Annotated in this window: 12 protein-coding genes and 1 pseudogene; 8 read left to right on the top strand and 5 right to left on the bottom strand. The window is 39.7% G+C overall.

Translation table 11 applies throughout. The annotated features are described in order from the left end of the window. Positions 1-549: 549 nt before the first annotated feature. Positions 550-1,827: an IS110 family transposase gene (locus NSU19_RS10350; protein WP_339196343.1), complete on the top strand. Its 1,278-nt coding sequence runs from the start codon at positions 550-552 to the stop codon at positions 1,825-1,827. A gap of 980 nt (positions 1,828-2,807) precedes the next feature. On the opposite strand, the gene NSU19_RS10345 is transcribed toward NSU19_RS10350, so the two are convergent. After that, positions 2,808-3,005 carry a hypothetical protein gene (locus NSU19_RS10345; RefSeq protein WP_082829623.1) on the bottom strand — a complete coding sequence of 66 codons (198 nt, stop codon included), beginning with the start codon at positions 3,003-3,005 and terminating at the stop codon, positions 2,808-2,810. Positions 3,006-4,148: 1,143 nt separating this feature from the next. Here NSU19_RS10345 and NSU19_RS10340 point away from each other — a divergent pair. Continuing rightward, on the top strand, positions 4,149-4,352 hold the full coding sequence (locus NSU19_RS10340; protein ID WP_063387775.1) for a Fur-regulated basic protein FbpA: 204 nt from the start codon (positions 4,149-4,151) through the stop codon (positions 4,350-4,352). Positions 4,353-5,460: 1,108 nt separating this feature from the next. On the opposite strand, the gene NSU19_RS10335 is transcribed toward NSU19_RS10340, so the two are convergent. Continuing rightward, complete coding sequence (locus NSU19_RS10335; protein WP_066251568.1) at positions 5,461-6,438, bottom strand: ABC transporter substrate-binding protein; 978 nt, start codon at positions 6,436-6,438, stop codon at positions 5,461-5,463. A gap of 136 nt (positions 6,439-6,574) precedes the next feature. Here NSU19_RS10335 and NSU19_RS10330 point away from each other — a divergent pair, with 136 nt between their 5' ends. Then, positions 6,575-7,609, top strand: coding sequence for an iron ABC transporter permease (locus NSU19_RS10330; protein WP_339200005.1), 1,035 nt, complete (start codon positions 6,575-6,577; stop codon positions 7,607-7,609). Between the two features lies 1 nt (position 7,610). After that, positions 7,611-8,624 carry an iron ABC transporter permease gene (locus tag NSU19_RS10325; RefSeq protein WP_327848727.1) on the top strand — a complete coding sequence of 338 codons (1,014 nt, stop codon included), beginning with the start codon at positions 7,611-7,613 and terminating at the stop codon, positions 8,622-8,624. A gap of 259 nt (positions 8,625-8,883) precedes the next feature. Here the strand turns inward: NSU19_RS10325 and NSU19_RS10320 are convergent, their stop codons facing one another. After that, on the bottom strand, positions 8,884-10,167 hold the full coding sequence (locus NSU19_RS10320) for an SLC13 family permease (RefSeq protein WP_339196339.1): 1,284 nt from the start codon (positions 10,165-10,167) through the stop codon (positions 8,884-8,886). 750 nt (positions 10,168-10,917) lie between these two features. Between NSU19_RS10320 and NSU19_RS10315 the strand changes: the two genes are divergently transcribed. The 4 genes from NSU19_RS10315 (at position 10,918) to NSU19_RS10300 (ending at position 15,120) form a co-directional block, all read left to right on the top strand. Next, complete coding sequence (locus NSU19_RS10315; RefSeq protein WP_339196337.1) at positions 10,918-11,583, top strand: GntR family transcriptional regulator; 666 nt, start codon at positions 10,918-10,920, stop codon at positions 11,581-11,583. A gap of 351 nt (positions 11,584-11,934) precedes the next feature. After that, entirely contained in the window at positions 11,935-12,732 is a 798-nt protein-coding gene (locus NSU19_RS10310; RefSeq protein ID WP_339196335.1) for an enoyl-CoA hydratase-related protein, read from the top strand. A 1-nt stretch (position 12,733) separates the two neighbouring features. Further along, positions 12,734-13,933, top strand: a complete 1,200-nt coding sequence (locus NSU19_RS10305) for a CoA transferase (protein ID WP_339196332.1) — start codon at positions 12,734-12,736, stop codon at positions 13,931-13,933. A 308-nt stretch (positions 13,934-14,241) separates the two neighbouring features. Next, a complete protein-coding gene (locus NSU19_RS10300) occupies positions 14,242-15,120 on the top strand; it encodes a hypothetical protein (protein WP_339192866.1) in 879 nt (292 codons plus the stop codon). Between the two features lie 129 nt (positions 15,121-15,249). On the opposite strand, the pseudogene NSU19_RS10295 reads toward NSU19_RS10300, so the two are convergent. Then, positions 15,250-15,429: pseudogene (locus NSU19_RS10295) on the bottom strand (energy-coupling factor ABC transporter permease); the annotation flags it as partial. A gap of 451 nt (positions 15,430-15,880) precedes the next feature. Further along, positions 15,881-16,435 (bottom strand): ArsR family transcriptional regulator, encoded by a 555-nt coding sequence (locus NSU19_RS10290; protein ID WP_339196329.1) that lies wholly within the window; start codon positions 16,433-16,435, stop codon positions 15,881-15,883. Between the last annotated feature and the right edge of the window lie 87 nt (positions 16,436-16,522).

Genomic DNA, 16,522 nt, shown 5'->3' with positions numbered 1-16,522 from the left:
ATCAGGACACATCCCTTCGTTAATATTATATTTCACTAAAGGGTGTCCATGAAACTATACTAGCATCAAATGGGAAGAAAAAAAGATAAAAAAATATATGGAAAAAGACAGGTAGAACATTTTAAAAGCGTTCGGAATCGAACGTTTTTTTGTGGAGAGTATTAAAATGGAACATCTAAAAGATGCACCCAGTGAGGTGCATTTCAAACATTACAGTATGGAGAGTTGAATTATGTTTCGTCTATTTCATAAGCGGTGCTTTTTGTGTAAGCGAAAAACAAAAACTTCCTATCATTATGTAGACCATAACGGAAATAGTATGAAAGTTTGTCCGGAATGTGCAGTATATGCGGAAAGAAGGGCATTTAGAAAAAAAGTGTAGGCACCTTTTGAAAGGTGCTTTTTCTTTTCCTTCAAAACTCAACTTCAAAGGAGCATTCCTGTTAGAAGTTTTTTCGGGGACTTGAATAAAAAAAGCCCTCTTGGTATGATTCGGGGGTGTCAATCAACCGAATTGACCCCTAATTTGGATACCAAGGAGGACTATACATGAATTCTATCTCAAACAAGAAGATTAATCAAGTCACCGATCAAACGCTGGTTGTTGGGATGGATATTGCAAAGAAAAAACATTATGCCTGCTTTGTGGATGAGCGAGGGAGGGTGTTAAAAAAGCCGTTTCCCGTTCCGCAATCTAGAGAAGGATTGGAATGGTTGTACCAGTGCATCGTGGAAGCCATGAAGGAATTTGGAAAAACCGAGGTGATCGTTGGCATCGAGCCAACGGGACATTATTGGCTCAATCTCGCTTACTTTCTTGACGAGAAGGGCATTCCTCTCGTCATGACAAACCCGATGCACGTGAAGCGCTCCAAAGAGCTGGACGACAATCTTCCAACCAAGCATGATGCGAAAGACGCGCTCGTCATTGCCCGGTTAGTGAAAGACGGCCGATTCAGCTATCCGCGTATTCTGAAAGGGATGGAGGCGGAGCTGCGCGTGGGAGCGACATTTCGCTCCAAATTGGTGGAAGAACAGGGAGCGATTCGAAATCAAATGATTCGCTGGCTTGATCGATATTTTCCGGAGTTTTCCCAAGTCTTCCTGTCATTTGGGAAAATGGCGCTCGCGGTGCTGGAATATACGCCATTTCCGAGTGATCTGGCAGGAAAAGAACTAGAAGAGGTGCTGGCCCTTTACCGGAAAAGTGAGGGATTACAATCGCCACAAAAACCGAAAGCGAAGAAGTTGATGGAATTGGCCCAACACTCCATTGGCGTAACGGAAGGACAACAGATGGCCCGTATCGAAATTGCCACGCTTGTCCGCCGATACCGCCAACTGGAAGAAGAAATCGAGGCACTGACAGAGCAGCTGATCGAACTCGTACAGACATCGGTCGAGTACGAATGGTTGAAGACCGTTCCGGGCTTAGGCGATGCGACCATCGTAGAACTGTTATCAGAGATCGGGAGTTTCTCCCATTATCAGGATCCGCGGCAGCTTATCAAATTAGCGGGCCTGACGCTGCGGGAACATTCCTCCGGCCAACACAAAGGGCAAAAACGGATCTCCAAGCGTGGAAGAAGGCGGTTGCGCGCCCTTCTGTTCCGGGTGATGATGCCGATGATCCGCCACAACGAAGCGTTTCGGCAGCTGCACGACTATTACACGACACGTCCTGATAATCCGTTGCGGAAGAAGCAATCGATTGTGGTGTTATGCGGAAAATTATTGAAGGTATTGCACGCTGTATGTACGAAGCACCAAGCGTTCGATGCGAAGCGAATGATGCAGGACATCTTTGGCCTCGAAACGGCTGCTTGATGCCTATAGTCTCGATTCTCTAGACAACAAGGATGACACGGAGAAGCTGGCGCGATATCATCCATTCGACCTTGAGTCCCTAAAGGAGCTTAGCCGGCCTCTGCCTGATGACTAGACCGAACGAAGGAATGTAGGCACAAGGATGCCAAGAGACATGGGAGGGTTCGTCATCATCAGCGATGCAGAGATCCACGGTGCATCCCATACGCTTCCCCCACTACAACCAAATTTAACCAGTAGTGGCCGCGAAGCGTACCCAGTCAATGTAAGATATACACATATTTAAGAAATAATGTTAGAAACTTTGTCGAAAAATATTTTTTTGACACCCCTGAAACGGCTACAACCGTTGATATATCAACATTTATAGAGGGAGGGAGCTTTTTGTTAAATACTGAACAAGCAACGGGTAAGAGCAAGAGCCAAAAGCGCTGCTAAAATCGATTGGAAACCGCAGCAGAATCAATGTTGAAGCGAACAGCAGCTGATAAATTAGCCAAGATTAAGTTTAGTAACCCATAAAATAATTATGTAAACTAATATAAAAAAAGTGTCGACTCATTCATCATATGGATATAAATGGATGTATTGCAACTGATGGGGATTAACTCAAAGTATGGATATTGTTGGGCAAACAGGTTGGAATGGGTTGATAAAAAGAAAGCTTTCTGATCTTGGAGGATGGCCGCAGACAACATCCCAGAGGATGGCGAATCAGAAGACGAAAAATTCCTTTTGTATACATTGAAACATCCAGAGGGCACAAAAATCCTTTGTTCACATTAAACGCATCGGCATTTTGCAAAGGAATAGTTGCTTGGTCTGTATCGGCTTAATTTATGGTATCTCCAATGAAAATCTGAACATTAGTGCACTTTTGAAATGCGAAATAATATGGAACCTCTTGAGGTTATGGCGTTAAGGGAATTTAAACAAAACAACGCCCCCCTTAATAAAAGAGGGGCGCATTGTAATGTCATTTAGCAGCACTTAGAAGGGTATCCTGGATCAACAATTACGTTTCTTGTAATTGGTCTATAAATATGTCTAGGAACATTGACAATATTGAAACGATTAATCCTTACAATTGGATGGATATAAGGAACTACACGTGGAATGAAACGGTCGCGAACCACATGTTTAGGCGGACAGATAATGGGTCTAGTATGACCAAACATTGGAAACTCACCTCCTAGAATATCTATATACATTAAATGTATTAGCAGGGCTTTTTGAAACGGACAAATATCACAAGTTATATAAAAAATTCATCTAGTTGTAAAAGATTGGGTATATTTGGTATATGAGGGGCATTCAATCTACACATTTTGAAGAAAAATTTTTGTTCGATGTGTTGACGTTAAAAGACGTCCAGATATCCCGCTTTATGTAGAAAGCTAAATTTGGAATGATCGGGATCAAATCCATTTGCCAGCTGCTATAACAAAAAAGAGTTCAGCAACAGAAGAGAAAATGAACTGTTATTATGTTTACTAAGGACAGGAGAAACTCATTAAGTGAGGGGCTATAAGTTTTCGTGTAACCGATTTATCAGCTCCATCAGAGCGGAGTATTATGATTTAAACGGCAAATTGCTAAATGTGAACGGCTCATTTCTTTGTTCTACAAAAACACAGATCCAACGCTTTTATGCCATATTATGCAAAAAATTGCTATGGAGACTTCCCAACTTTTTAACAGCAGCATTGGAATTCCATCTCTTTCGAATAATTGCTTAGAGAAAAAGCTATCGTCTAAAACGCCATTTCTTCTGTTAAGAAAAACGGTAAGCTGCTTTATTTTTAGCCTGCTGAAACAACCTATACAAGTTGTGAAATAGGGTTTTAACATGTTACCGTACATTCGTCAGGATGGCAACCCTGAACCCTTCACATTTTAACATGTTACTGCACATTCAAAAGGGACTGTTTCCCGGGGTGGATCGAGACTGTATAATTGAAATCAATATGTACTTTGGCATTAACAAATCAACGACCGATGAGGAAGAATTTTTTTGCCTAAATTCATAAAAACATAAATTTCTACTTGACAGGTAGGATTAATATGTTTTAATATAATGTTAAATTTACTGGAAAATAAAAAACGCCGACTGGTTCACTAGAGGCTCCATTCAAGATGGATTTTCTTGATTTGGGAGCCTCTTAGTTTTTAAATTCGCAGCAGGAATATAAATGATCCGTGTAAGGCACAGAGGATGAAATAGTCTTAACAAGATCAGACTTGCACTAAGAAAGCTGGTGCAGCGAAATCGGATAACCATTTAAAAAAACGTAAAAATTTTATGATAAGGAGAGGATCACATGAGTAACCTTCTTCGTCAGGCTGTAGAAATCAGAAGAAAAAAATTGATCAACAAACTGATTGTCTTAAATGCATTTAAAAATGAGGAGCAGCTTTGCAAATTAACGTTATCAGAATTAGAATATGAATATAAAAAAACCCAAAGGGATTCCCATCCGCATAGTGAAACAGGGTTGATTCGTTGGACGAGCAAAAAGTTATAATTTTCATCAAAAAATACGCATGATTCTTTTAAACCCGTACATTGGAAAAGGAAGGACAGTGAATTCTCCTCAAAGCATGGGTAAGTGAACTGAATTTTCCAAAAGGTCTTCAACCCTTCTCAATTATTCTGCTAGTGATTTGCAAATCAAAACGCTATGGAAAATTCCAAAAAATTTGAATGAAGATTTATCGAAAACGAAATTTTACGCAATGGCTTTTAGTAAAAATTTCTATCTGCTTTTGCACCTTTAAATACTACTATATAGATAGTATTAGTATGATTTAATAAACTACCAGCTGAATTATTTGAGGCTCTTGATTCGAGATAGGAGGAAATCTTGATTTAAGAGCCTCTTAGCTTTTCATTTTAGTGTAAGGATTATAGATGCCGATTGAAACAGTGTTCTTCATTTTCGCTAAATCCGCCTTTAAATATTTAACATATATAGATGCCAATTGTGCCATAGGAACAATAGAAAAAATGTACATATGGAGCTCGGTTATGCAGAAGGGGGGGAATAAGGCTTCAAAGGCTATTGCAAAGCACAAAATAGCGTCCTCAAACGGTTTAAAGATTTTGTACAACTGAGAGGGGAAGCCGTTTTCATCATCGGCAGCCTGAATCAAATGCAGATCAGCTTGAGTTTGAAAATGAACATTAAAAAATCGCAAACGCGCGTTATTACATAGAAAATAGCAAACAAGAACTTTCAACGACTAATGTAATGAAGTGTCAACCATTACATAAAAAATAGGGGAATTTTCCGGGAAAAACCATGAATTTCAACCTTACATTTTTGGCTTCATTGGCCAGACATTAAGAAAAGGATAAACTTGTGATCAATCAAGTTCGGTTTTTGCTCCGTTTTCAGATCAGCACACTGAGATGTGATCTATCTACTCCGGTTTTGACTGAAAATAGCAAAACAAAGTTCATTTGATCTTCTAGCAGCTGTATGGCCTGCTGTTTATATGAATTAGACGTTTAAAATTCTTACAACATTGAAGTTTGTGACAGCTCGCCCATTACGGAAAGGCGTAACGGAAAAAACCGCTCAGTTGAAATTTCCAACAAAAAATGGCATCCGTGATGGATACCCTTTTTCATTATTTTTGTACTAAAGAATCTAGAATATCATCGATGATTTGCGAATTGGCAATAGAGCCTGTGTACAACCAGCTTTTTTCAGGAGAAAATTCAAAAACGTTGCCTGCTTTTACAGCCGGAATGCTTTTCCATAGAGCATCACTTAAAGGTGCTGCATTGGAACCGTCACTATTAATTAAGAACAAATAGTCAGCATCCAATTCTACTAATTTCTCTAAAGAGATAGAGCTCCAGTTATCTGCTGAGTTTGCTGAAATTTCTTTTACAACTTTTGGCACTTTTAATCCTAAGTCTCCGTACATGACGGCACCGCTTGAAAGTTTTTCATTTACGATAAAGAATTGTCCGCCTACTAACCAGACTGCTGCGACAGAAGGATTTCCTACTTTTTCTTTAATTGTCTCTTTCGCTTCGGCTACTTTGGCGTCATATTCTTCTAGAGCTTTTTCCGCTTCTTTTTCCTTTCCTAATACTTCGCCAATAAGCTTCAATTCTTTGCGCCAATCGCTGTTATCTTCTTCACCAATAACAAAAGTAGGGGCGATTTGATTATATTGTTCATATTTTCCGCCTTCTACCATGCTAGCGGAGTCCATTATAATTAAGTCCGGATTCATTTTTTGAACTGCTTCAAACGGAAGATCATGAGGAATGGTTGGAATTCCTTTCAGCTCATCTTGCAGATAATCTTGTACGGTTTTCCCGTCGTTTACACTCCATTGTGCGACAGGTTTTACGCCAAGGGCAACAAGATGATCTTCAAGATAGCTGGCAATAATTCTTTTTGGATTAGCAGGAACTTCCACTTTATTTCCCATTCCATCTGTTAATGTTCTTGTTTCTGCTGACTTTTCATTCTCATTTGAAGCTTGATCCGATCCGGAAGAGGAGTCGGTTCCTTGTCCGCCGCAAGCGGTTAGTGATAGAGCTAATAGCGCAGCTCCTATTAGAGAAAATAACTTTTTCTGAAATACCATTTCTAAACCTCCAACTCATATGATAAAATAAATTTTTGGGAAGCAATAATGATAACCATTTTCAATTAAAATATATCTCTGCCACTTTGTCAATCTAAATTTTTATCATTTGGAGGAAAAATGGTTTATGGATTCAATGATACATACGAAAACTGCTTCAGAATCTTTACATAAAAGCAAAAATAGATGGATTGCTCTTATCGTTCTTTTCATAGGCATCATTGGCTTATTTCTGTCAGTTGTCATTTCGATTCGTTTTGGTGCTGCGGATTTGAATTATCGGGATGTTCTTGGTGCGTTTTTTGCCTTTGAAGAGGACAATCAAGCTCATGTCATTGTCAGGGAATTGCGTTTGCCCCGTGCAGTCGCAGCCATTCTCGTCGGTTCTGCCTTGGCTGTTTCCGGTGCTATTATGCAAGGAATGACTAGGAATCCATTAGCCTCTCCTTCTATTATGGGTGTAACGGCAGGATCGTCCTTTCTCATTGCCATTGCGCTGGCATTTTTACCGGGAATCTCTTATTTCGGTCTATCAATCTTTTCTTTTATAGGTTCAGGTCTTGGCGCTTGTCTTGTGTTCGGCATTAGCTCCCTTTCTCGCGGAGGAATGACGCCTGTGAAGCTGGCTTTGGCCGGGTCAGCGATTACATCACTCCTAACCTCCTTATCGACTGCGATAGGAATTAAATTTAATATTGCAAAGGATATCAGCTATTTTTTTGCGGGAGGAGTTTCAGCTGTCCAACCAACCCAAGTCCATTTTCTTTTGCCGTTCGTCATTTCCGGTCTTTTGCTGGCCATCTTACTGTCGCGCTCTATTACCGTCCTTAACTTGGGCGAAGAAGCTGCCAAAAGTCTCGGGCAAAATACAAATGTGGTAAAATTTTTAGGAGCGGTCACGGTGCTGCTTTTAACAGGGGCAGCTGTTTCAATTGCTGGAGTGATTGGCTTTGTCGGACTCATCGTTCCTCATATTGCACGGTTTTTAGTCGGAACGGATTACCGTTGGATTATTCCTTGTTCTGCCGTTTTAGGCGGGATTTTATTAATTGCGGCTGATATTGTCGGACGCATGGTGAATGCTCCGTTTGAAACTCCTGTTGGAGCGATAACTGCCGTTGTAGGGGTTCCCTTCTTCCTCTATTTAGCCCGTAAAGAGGGGAGGGTGTAACATGTCAAAAAGATTAATAAACTTCAAAACATTGTTTTTTTCAACTATTTTTTTCATCATTATAACCGCAATCATAAGCATTAATGCCGGCTATATACAAATACCTCTTCATGAGGTCATTGCCGCCTTATTAGGAAATGGAACAGATCAAAATGAATTGACCATATTCCAATTCCGTTTGCCTAGAATATTCATGGCATTGCTCGTAGGGATGGGAATCTCCCTTTCAGGGGCTATCCTCCAAGGGGTTACGCAAAATCCGTTAGCGGATCCGGGAATATTGGGGATTAATTCAGGAGCAGGGTTTGCCGTTGTATTATATATGTTCTTTTTCCAAGGAGCTTCCTTTTTGAACGGCTGGGCTTCCGTGTATGTTTTGCCCATAACGGCTTTAGCAGGCGCTTTTCTTACTGCCGTCTTAATCTATTTTTTATCTCGAAAAAATGGACATATTACACCGATAAGACTTTTATTAATGGGAATAGGGATGAATGGGGCATTCAATGCCGGCATCCTCATCTTCCAAATGAAAATGGAACCGAATGATTTTACAAGAGCACTTACTTGGCTGTCGGGAGCCATCTGGGGTGCGAACTGGAACTATGTGTGGGCGCTGTTACCATGGTTATTGATCCTTATTCCGATCGCGATTTATAAATCAAAGGTTCTCGATATATTGCTTTTAGGTGATTCAACAGCAACAGGGGTAGGAATAAACGTTGCAAGAGAACGCAAGATTTTATTAATCATTGCCGTTACACTGGCAGGAGTTTGTGTAGCGGTTGGCGGAGGGATTACGTTCCTTGGCTTGCTTGCCCCTCATATTACAAGACAACTAGTCGGGCCAAAGCATTCGAAATGCTTGCCCCTTACTGCCGCTTTAGGAAGCTTCATTCTTTTGGCTGCAGATACATTAGGACGGGTTATCATGGCTCCTTCAGAGCTGCCTGTCGGGATCGTTGTTTCCATTTTGGGGGCGCCTTATTTTATATATTTGCTAATAAAATCAATTTGACGCTATATACAGCAAGATTTCATTGCACCGCTTCTTCTCAAAAAAACTATACGAATTTGTCTAAAAGCGGCCCGGTTAAATGAGGAAAGGGACAAACACCTCCAGTGTCGAATGCATCAAATAAATTCGATGAATGGAGGTGTTTGTTTTATCCAAAAGATCAAGCGGTCAACGTTTTTTTCATTATTGCAGCTTGAAGCTGTGCTTGTTCGTTATAAAAAACTGTTTTCTGCCGGTGAAAGGATGATCGTTTGCCATGCTATCCCGCAATTAATACAAAAGCAAGCCAGGCGAGCCCAGGTCCAAGCGCTACGACTACAACAGCAGAAAGTAAAAGCTGTTTAAAAAATACATTCTCTTTTACCCCTTGTACGTTTGCGAGCAGTAATGCACCGTTAGTGGAGAAGGGGCTTATATCGACGATGCTTGAAGAAATGGCAATGGCTGAAACGACACCGACGGAAGAAATGGTCGGGTCCTGTAAAATGGGCGCTGCCAGCGGGATGATAGCTGCCAGAAACCCTGTTGTCGAGGCAAAAGCTGAAACGATGCCTCCTACGTATGACGATGCAAGGGCTGCGATTACCGGATTTCCTACTTTTGCGATTAAGTCAGTCATGTAATCAATCGTTCCAATTGTTTCTAAAACGCCTACGTATGTGATAATACCAGTTATTAAGAGAATCACAGACCAAGGCATCCGTGATAGAACGCCCTTTTGCTGCTTTGGAGCAATTAATGCTAGCACTAATCCTACTCCAAGCGCTGCAAAGCCGATATCGATATCGAACATAAGAGCGAGGACGACGAGTGTGATGATCCCTAAAAGTGTGATGCCTCTGTAAAAAGTTAATCCATTTTCTTGTGATTTATTGTTCTCATTTGCGGAGAACCCTTCAGCTCTAGACGCTGCATCTTCTTCGGCAGCAGTTCGCTTTTTTAGCAGCCGAAGTCCTCCCAAAACGATGAACACAATCACAGAAGCAAATACACTGAAGATAAAAGCGTTTATGAAAAGCAACCCCGGCGAATGAGGAAGATCTCTTGCCTGCATAACGCCGTTAACAATCACTCCATAAGGATTAAGCAGTGAGAAGGATCCCGCTGTGGAACCAATCACTAACAATAACCCCATCAAGAGAGGATTAATGTTGTATCGTGCGGCAAAACGCAGCGCAATCGGCGCTAGGATCGCAATAGCAGCAGGTCCCAAAGTGCCGACGCTAGTTAAAATAGCGCAAAGCAAAAACATAATCCATGGCACGAGACCTAGATTACCTCTGACTAGGCGAAGACCCCATCCGGTAATCAAATCAACTGTCCCGTTTTTCTCAACAATTGAAAACAGATAAGTCACTCCAGCAAGAGTGACGAACAATTCAGCCGGAAAACCGCTGTAAATGTCGTCAATATTTAATCCGCTGAATACAACTCCGACGATAAAAGCAGCTACGAACCCTAAAACACCGAGGTTAATTGGCAAAACTGAACCTACAATAAACATCAACAGAAGCACAATAATTCCAATGAGCTCAATACTCATATTGATTTTTCCTCCTAAGCTTTGGAATGAAAATAGAAAATCCCAAAAATTTGAAACCGCTTTCTAAAAACCCCAGCTTACAAAATCGACGATCGACAATGCATTATAAGAATATGAATGACTAGAAAAAAGGTGACTTTTTATTTGAATATTCTGAAAAATATAATTTCAAATCATAAATCGTCACCTCTCGAAAAAATAATTGAAATGTATGCTTTTATTTTGAATGACATACCTGAACATTTCGGCGACTTCACAAGGAAATCGGCTGCTTATCCTATTTGTTAGAAGGCGGTCCAAGGGCAAAATAAAGAGAGAAACAGCATTTATAAGATTAAGATAAAGTGTTTTTCGCACATTCCCTCCTTTTCTCCGTTTTTCATTCATCACAGATTGTTTACAGCTATTTATTCATTTACAAAAATGTTTACGAAAGCAAAATGAAAAATATGCATCTTTGTCAATTGTCGACAGTATGTACGAAGCGATGAAATATTCGTAATAAAAATTTGAATATTCTTATTTATGAAGTCATTTATAATGAAAGGGATCACATTAATTTTTATATATGGAGGAAGGAGAACTTCTATAAATTTCGAATAAATTAGAACAGTGCAGCAAACGAAAGATTTGCGGAAAATCTTCCAATACAATGCCGACTTTACAGAATTTTTCGATTTGTATTTATAAACAAGTTATAATAGGATTATAAAAAATAGACAGTCGACATTATAGAGAGGAAGAGCGGGAATGAAAAATAATCAATTATTTTACAATCATTCGTTGTCCCACAAAATAGCGGAAAAAATAACAAACCAAATTATGGCGGGGGAGCTGAAGCCCGGACAAAAAATTATTGAGTCCACTTACGCAGAAGAGTTTGGAACGAGCCGGGCGCCTATTCGAGAGTCGCTCTATTTGCTGGAAAATGAAGGGCTAATAGAGCGAATTCCTAGAAAAGGCGCTGTTGTGAAAGGCTATACGGAAGATGAAGTTTATGATCTTCTTGAAATGAGAATCGTATTGGAAAGCCTTGCGATGAAAAGAATTAAAGTCCGCGGGATAAATGAAGAAATTCTTAAGAAAATGGAGCAATTGGTACAAAAGATGTCAGAGGTTGATGACGAAAAACAGTATGCCAATCTGAACCAAGAGTTTCATATGCTCATCATTGAAATGAGCAAAAGCGAAATTATTAAAGAAATGTATTGGAGATTAGGACGTCCTTTGCTTGTACTTCAAAGAATATCGTTTCTTGAAGAGGAGCATATAAAAAAGTCTTTGAAGGAACACCGCATTATTTTAGATTTGTTAAAGGAAAACCTGATCGATGAAGCGCTTGTTTTGCTTGAAAATCATAATCATAGCGTAATTAAAAGGGTCGAAAACAAAACGAAAAATAAACAATCGTACTAGCAGCAAAAAAGGGAAAACAACGAGCGCTGTAAATGTCTTGAAACGAACAACATATACATGATTTTAGGGAGTTCATATGAAGGAGTGAAGCCCTTTTCATATAAGCTCCTTTTTTTATTTTTCAGCTTATTGACTGGGTCATAATCAAAACATGACATAAGTAGGTTTTCCTCAGCAAATACAAAATGAAAATTTAAAATTTTTAGAATTTTTATTGACTTTTATAACATGAGGGGATATCATGGTTGTAACAAGATGATTGTCGACAGTCGTCCATCTTCTAGGAAGAGCATTTTTTGAATCCTGATGGTTTTGTTAAAAAATATAAAGACAAGAGATAGGTGATTTTTAATGAGGGTAACGATTAGTCAGGTCGAGGCGGATGGGAAAATTATACTTCAGGAAAGTGCCGGGCTTGCCATTGTAACGATCCAACGTCCACGCCTAAAAAATGCTATAACATCGGGGATGTGGAGGGAGCTGGCGGAAATCGGAAGGCTGATTCCTGAAAACCCGAAAACACGAGTGGTGATCCTGCGCGGAAGCAAGGATCAATTTTGTTCAGGTTCTGATTTGAAAGAATTTAACCAAATGTCGATTAACGAAGCGCACGAAGCTTTCCGCTTAATGGAACAAGCCATTTCGACGTTTGAAAAACTTCCGTTGCCAACCATTGCCGCTATAAATGGTCCGGCATTAGGTGCAGGATTTGTTCTATCTTTAGCATGTGATCTTCGGGTTGGGACCTCTAAAGCTAAAATGGGAATCCCAGTCGGACGGCTGGGAATTACGTTAAACCAAATGTTTGTAAAACGAATTGCAGATCTGATCGGAGGGAGCCGGACGATGGATTTAGTTTATACAGGTCGACTGCTAGACGCTTCAGAATGCTGTCAATTGGGATTAGTTAATTACATGGTTCCGGATGATGAGGATGTGGATCATTTTACAATACGTTTGGCGAAAAAAGTTATGGAGCAGTCACCGGCATCTCTTCTTGCTGTTAAAAGATCTGTCGCCTACAATAAGCCGGCACTTTCATTTCCGTGGGATACAGGTACGGCGTCCAGTATTGACGCAAATGATTTTCCTGAAGGTGTTCGTTCCTTTGTAGAAAAAAGAAAACCGAATTTTAAAGGGAGAGGTTGACATGCTGCCACTTGCAGGAATTAAAATTATTGACTTAACGAGAATATTGAGCGGCCCTTTTTGCACAATGACATTAGCTGATTTAGGCGCCGAGGTGATAAAAATTGAAAGTCCACAAGGGGATGATACAAGGCAATGGGGTCCTCCGTTCATTAAAAATGAAAGTGCGTACTTTCTAAGTGTCAACCGCAATAAGAAAAGTGTTGTTTTAAATTTAAAAGATCCAAAAGGAAAAGAAATTTTATTGAAAATGGTAGAAGAAACGGATGTTGTTGTTGAAAACTTTCGACCCGGCACATTAAAAAAGCTCGGAATTGATTATGACATCTTAAAGCAGCATAACCGCGGAGTTATTCTTGCTTCGATTTCCGGCTTCGGTCAAACAGGACCGTATTCAAAAAAGCCTGGCTATGATGTCCTGGCTCAAGGAATGGGCGGGTTAATGTCCGTTACAGGCGAACCAGACGGTACACCAGTTAAAGCTGGATATTCTTTGGCAGACATCGGAGCAGGAATGTGGGCAACAATCGGCATTCTGTCAGCACTTTGGGAAAGAGAGCGTTCAGGTCAAGGACAATGGATCGATGTCTCCTTGCTCGACACGATGGTTTCTTGGCAAACGTACCTTGCCGGCAACTATTTTGCGACAAACAATGATCCAAAGCCGCTGGGAGGAGCCCATCCGAATATTGTGCCTTACCAGGTTTTTGAAGCTTCGGACGGCCACTTTATTCTTGCAGTAGGAAATGACAGCCTTTGGAATTCGCTGGTTGACGTATTGGATGTGGAAGCTCTTAGAGACCGGAAATTTAAAACGAATCCGGACCGGGTTCAAAATAGAGATGAACTGATTTCCATACTTGAAGAAATATTTAAAAGAAAAACGAGAGATGAATGGGTTGACATGTTGGAATCTGCGAAAATTCCATGCGGACCGGTTAATAAGCTTTCGGACATTTTAAATGATGCCCATATCAAGGAAAGGGAAATGGTCGTTGAAATGGAGCATCCTTCCCTCGGAATCTTAAAAATGCTTGGTGTTCCTGTAAAATTATCGCGCACACCGGGCAGGATCAAAACGGTCCCTCCAGCTCAGGGGGAGCATAGTGAAACCGTTCTAAAGCAAATGGGCTACAGTAAAGAAGAGATAGAAACATTTATAAAAGAGGGGATTATTATTCCTCAACAAAAATGTGTATAATTCGATAAAATTCAGTCGACAATCGACTAAAAATATTTTAATAATTTGCTAGTTTTTTCAAGTAAAAAAACTTCCTCTGTTTTATTGTGTATGATGCTCGATCCAAAGCCTATTTTTTTGAAATTCATGAATATTAATATCCCACATAACAATCGGAGTCCCGAAACAAACATTTGCTGTCATACGAACTGAATTTTCCTGTAAATAGACAGAATAGAGTTTCCGATTTGCCGGATCCGGTCCGCCTTTAAGTTTTACGGGCATTTTCCTTCAGGTTGAAAGATTTTTAAGAAAGGGGTATTCACCCAATGCGCGTATTCGCTCTTGTTGGCCGCAGCGGCACGGGAAAAAGCACCAGCGCACTTTCTTTTGCACATAGTAAAAACATACCGGCTATGATTGATGATGGATTGTTAATTTATAAAGGGCGAAAAGCTGCAGGGAGTTCAGCGAAATATGAAAAGAACTATATAACCGCTATTAAACGGGCTGTCTTTTTTTATGAGGATCACCGAAAAGAAGTCCAAAATGCTATTAAAGCACTTGATATTCATTCGATTCTTATTATTGGTACGTCTACAAAAATGGTTGATCAAATTGCGGAAACATTGCAATTAGGAAAAATCACCAAATATTACAAAATTGAAGAAATTAGATCGTCAAAGGAAATCAACATGGCATTATATGTGAGAAAAACAGAGGGGAAACATATTATTCCGATTCCATATGTACAAGTCGAACAAAATATTTTAAAGAAGATCATTATGAAGGGAAAGAAAATTTTTTCTACCCAAAAAGAAGAGATTGGCGAAACAACGATTATAAGACCACGGTTTCATCAAGGAACCATCCACATTTCTGAACACGTTTTAAAACAAATCATTTCCCATGCCTGCACTTCGGTAGAAGCAGTAAAAAAATGCCATCGGATAGATATTGCATTAAACGAGCTGCCGAATATAAAAATCACCCTCACCATATTTTATCCATTGGATGAAGCGTTACCAGTCATCGCAGAAAAGATTCAACAAAAAGTTGCTGAAGATTTTTTAAAGTTTTTAAATATAGAGTTAAATAGCATTACTATTCATATCAGTAAATTGTCGATGGAACACTCTTATTCTGCATCGATGATCCGGACTGCGCGTTATGATTTTTGGGCTGATAAGTTATGCAAAATTAGGTAATCGTAGCTGAGCAAAGGGGTGCCATATGATCAAAAAGTCAGTCATTATTATAAAAATGGCAAATGTAAAAGAACGGATTATACAGTAAAAGGCATATTGAAAAAATAAATTCATATAGAGCAAGTATTATATTTTTAATGCTGACAGCACAAATGCAAATGCTCCAGATAAACCTAGCATCATTTTGAATTCAGGATGCTCCTGAAGCTTCTTTTTAATAGAGAGTAAGCCTATAATTAAAGAAGGTAAAGTAACCCCCCACCAAAATAAAGCCCATTCAATCGGCAGAAAACCTTCCATAATATGCATGGCGATGGCCTGTTCCGGGATAAAAACGAATAGAAATGATTGGGAGCTTCCTTTTCGGCCCAACAGCGATGAGTGTTGTTGGATTTATTGTTCTCTTTTTCCAATCATTATTTACACAAATTTATCTCTTGTTAATCCGCCATTTTCAAACATTTTTAGTTAATTGAAAACGCCAGTTTATTCATCGTGAAGAATACTCAATTTTTTATAAATAGGGAAATATACAATTAACAACAGATGATGTGTCTTGTACGATTCTTGGTTTTGCACTTTTTGTTATTTTGGAAAATGAAAAAAATTGACTTTGTCCTCGGGGGCAGAAAGTATATAAAACTCCTCAAACAGCAGGAAGCTAAATGGAAGCGACCTTTCACACTTACCATATGAAGCTGTTTATTTACTTTAAAAAGTTAAGGAAAACCGGGCGTTCAATTTTCACGCCCGGTTTTCCTTAATGCCCTCCATGCCCGTGTCCGTCTTCCTGAGCAATTTCAAGCTTGTCATCTAGAATTCCTTGTGTTTGAAAGGAAATTTGTTTTTGATCTCCGATGATAAAACCATGATTGTAAGGACCTGTTGTCGGGTCATCTTGAAAGGTTGGCTTGATGCTTGCCAAGAAATCATATGTTTCTTGTTGAAGCTGTCCTTTGTTTAACCAAATCATCGGTGCATGTTTGCCGAGATGTGAAAACGGAGCGGCAGCTAAAGCAAGCTCTGGTGAATCTGTTGAAATAAAAGAAACACCATGGCCCGGTTCCGTTATACCCCATCCGAATTGAGTGTCTTTATCTTTAAATTTGGCAAATTCAATCGAAGTGGTTACAGGGTCATTTCCAGCTATTCGATGAACAGTCCCGTATTCTTTCAATTGATTTTCTACATCTTTAGAAATAACCTTCTCTGGTCCTAAAATATAAATGTTTGCTTTCTTGTTCCGTTTCTTAAGCGCATCTTTCGTTTCTTTAGGAAGCTCGTGTTCAGCAGCAAACAGTATAGGCTCAGGCATATGGGAAATCCAATTAACGGCTGGTATGGAATATAGTTTATGTTGATCCTCTGAAGAAACGATGATCACGCTTTCTGGATAGCCTTC

The organism is Aeribacillus sp. FSL k6-2211 (assembly GCF_037966125.1).
In the GTDB taxonomy this organism is placed as follows: Bacteria; Bacillota; Bacilli; order Bacillales; family Aeribacillaceae; genus Aeribacillus; species Aeribacillus composti.
The sequence above is the reverse complement of the archived record's forward strand: the minus strand, read 5'-3'. Positions and strand labels throughout refer to the sequence as shown.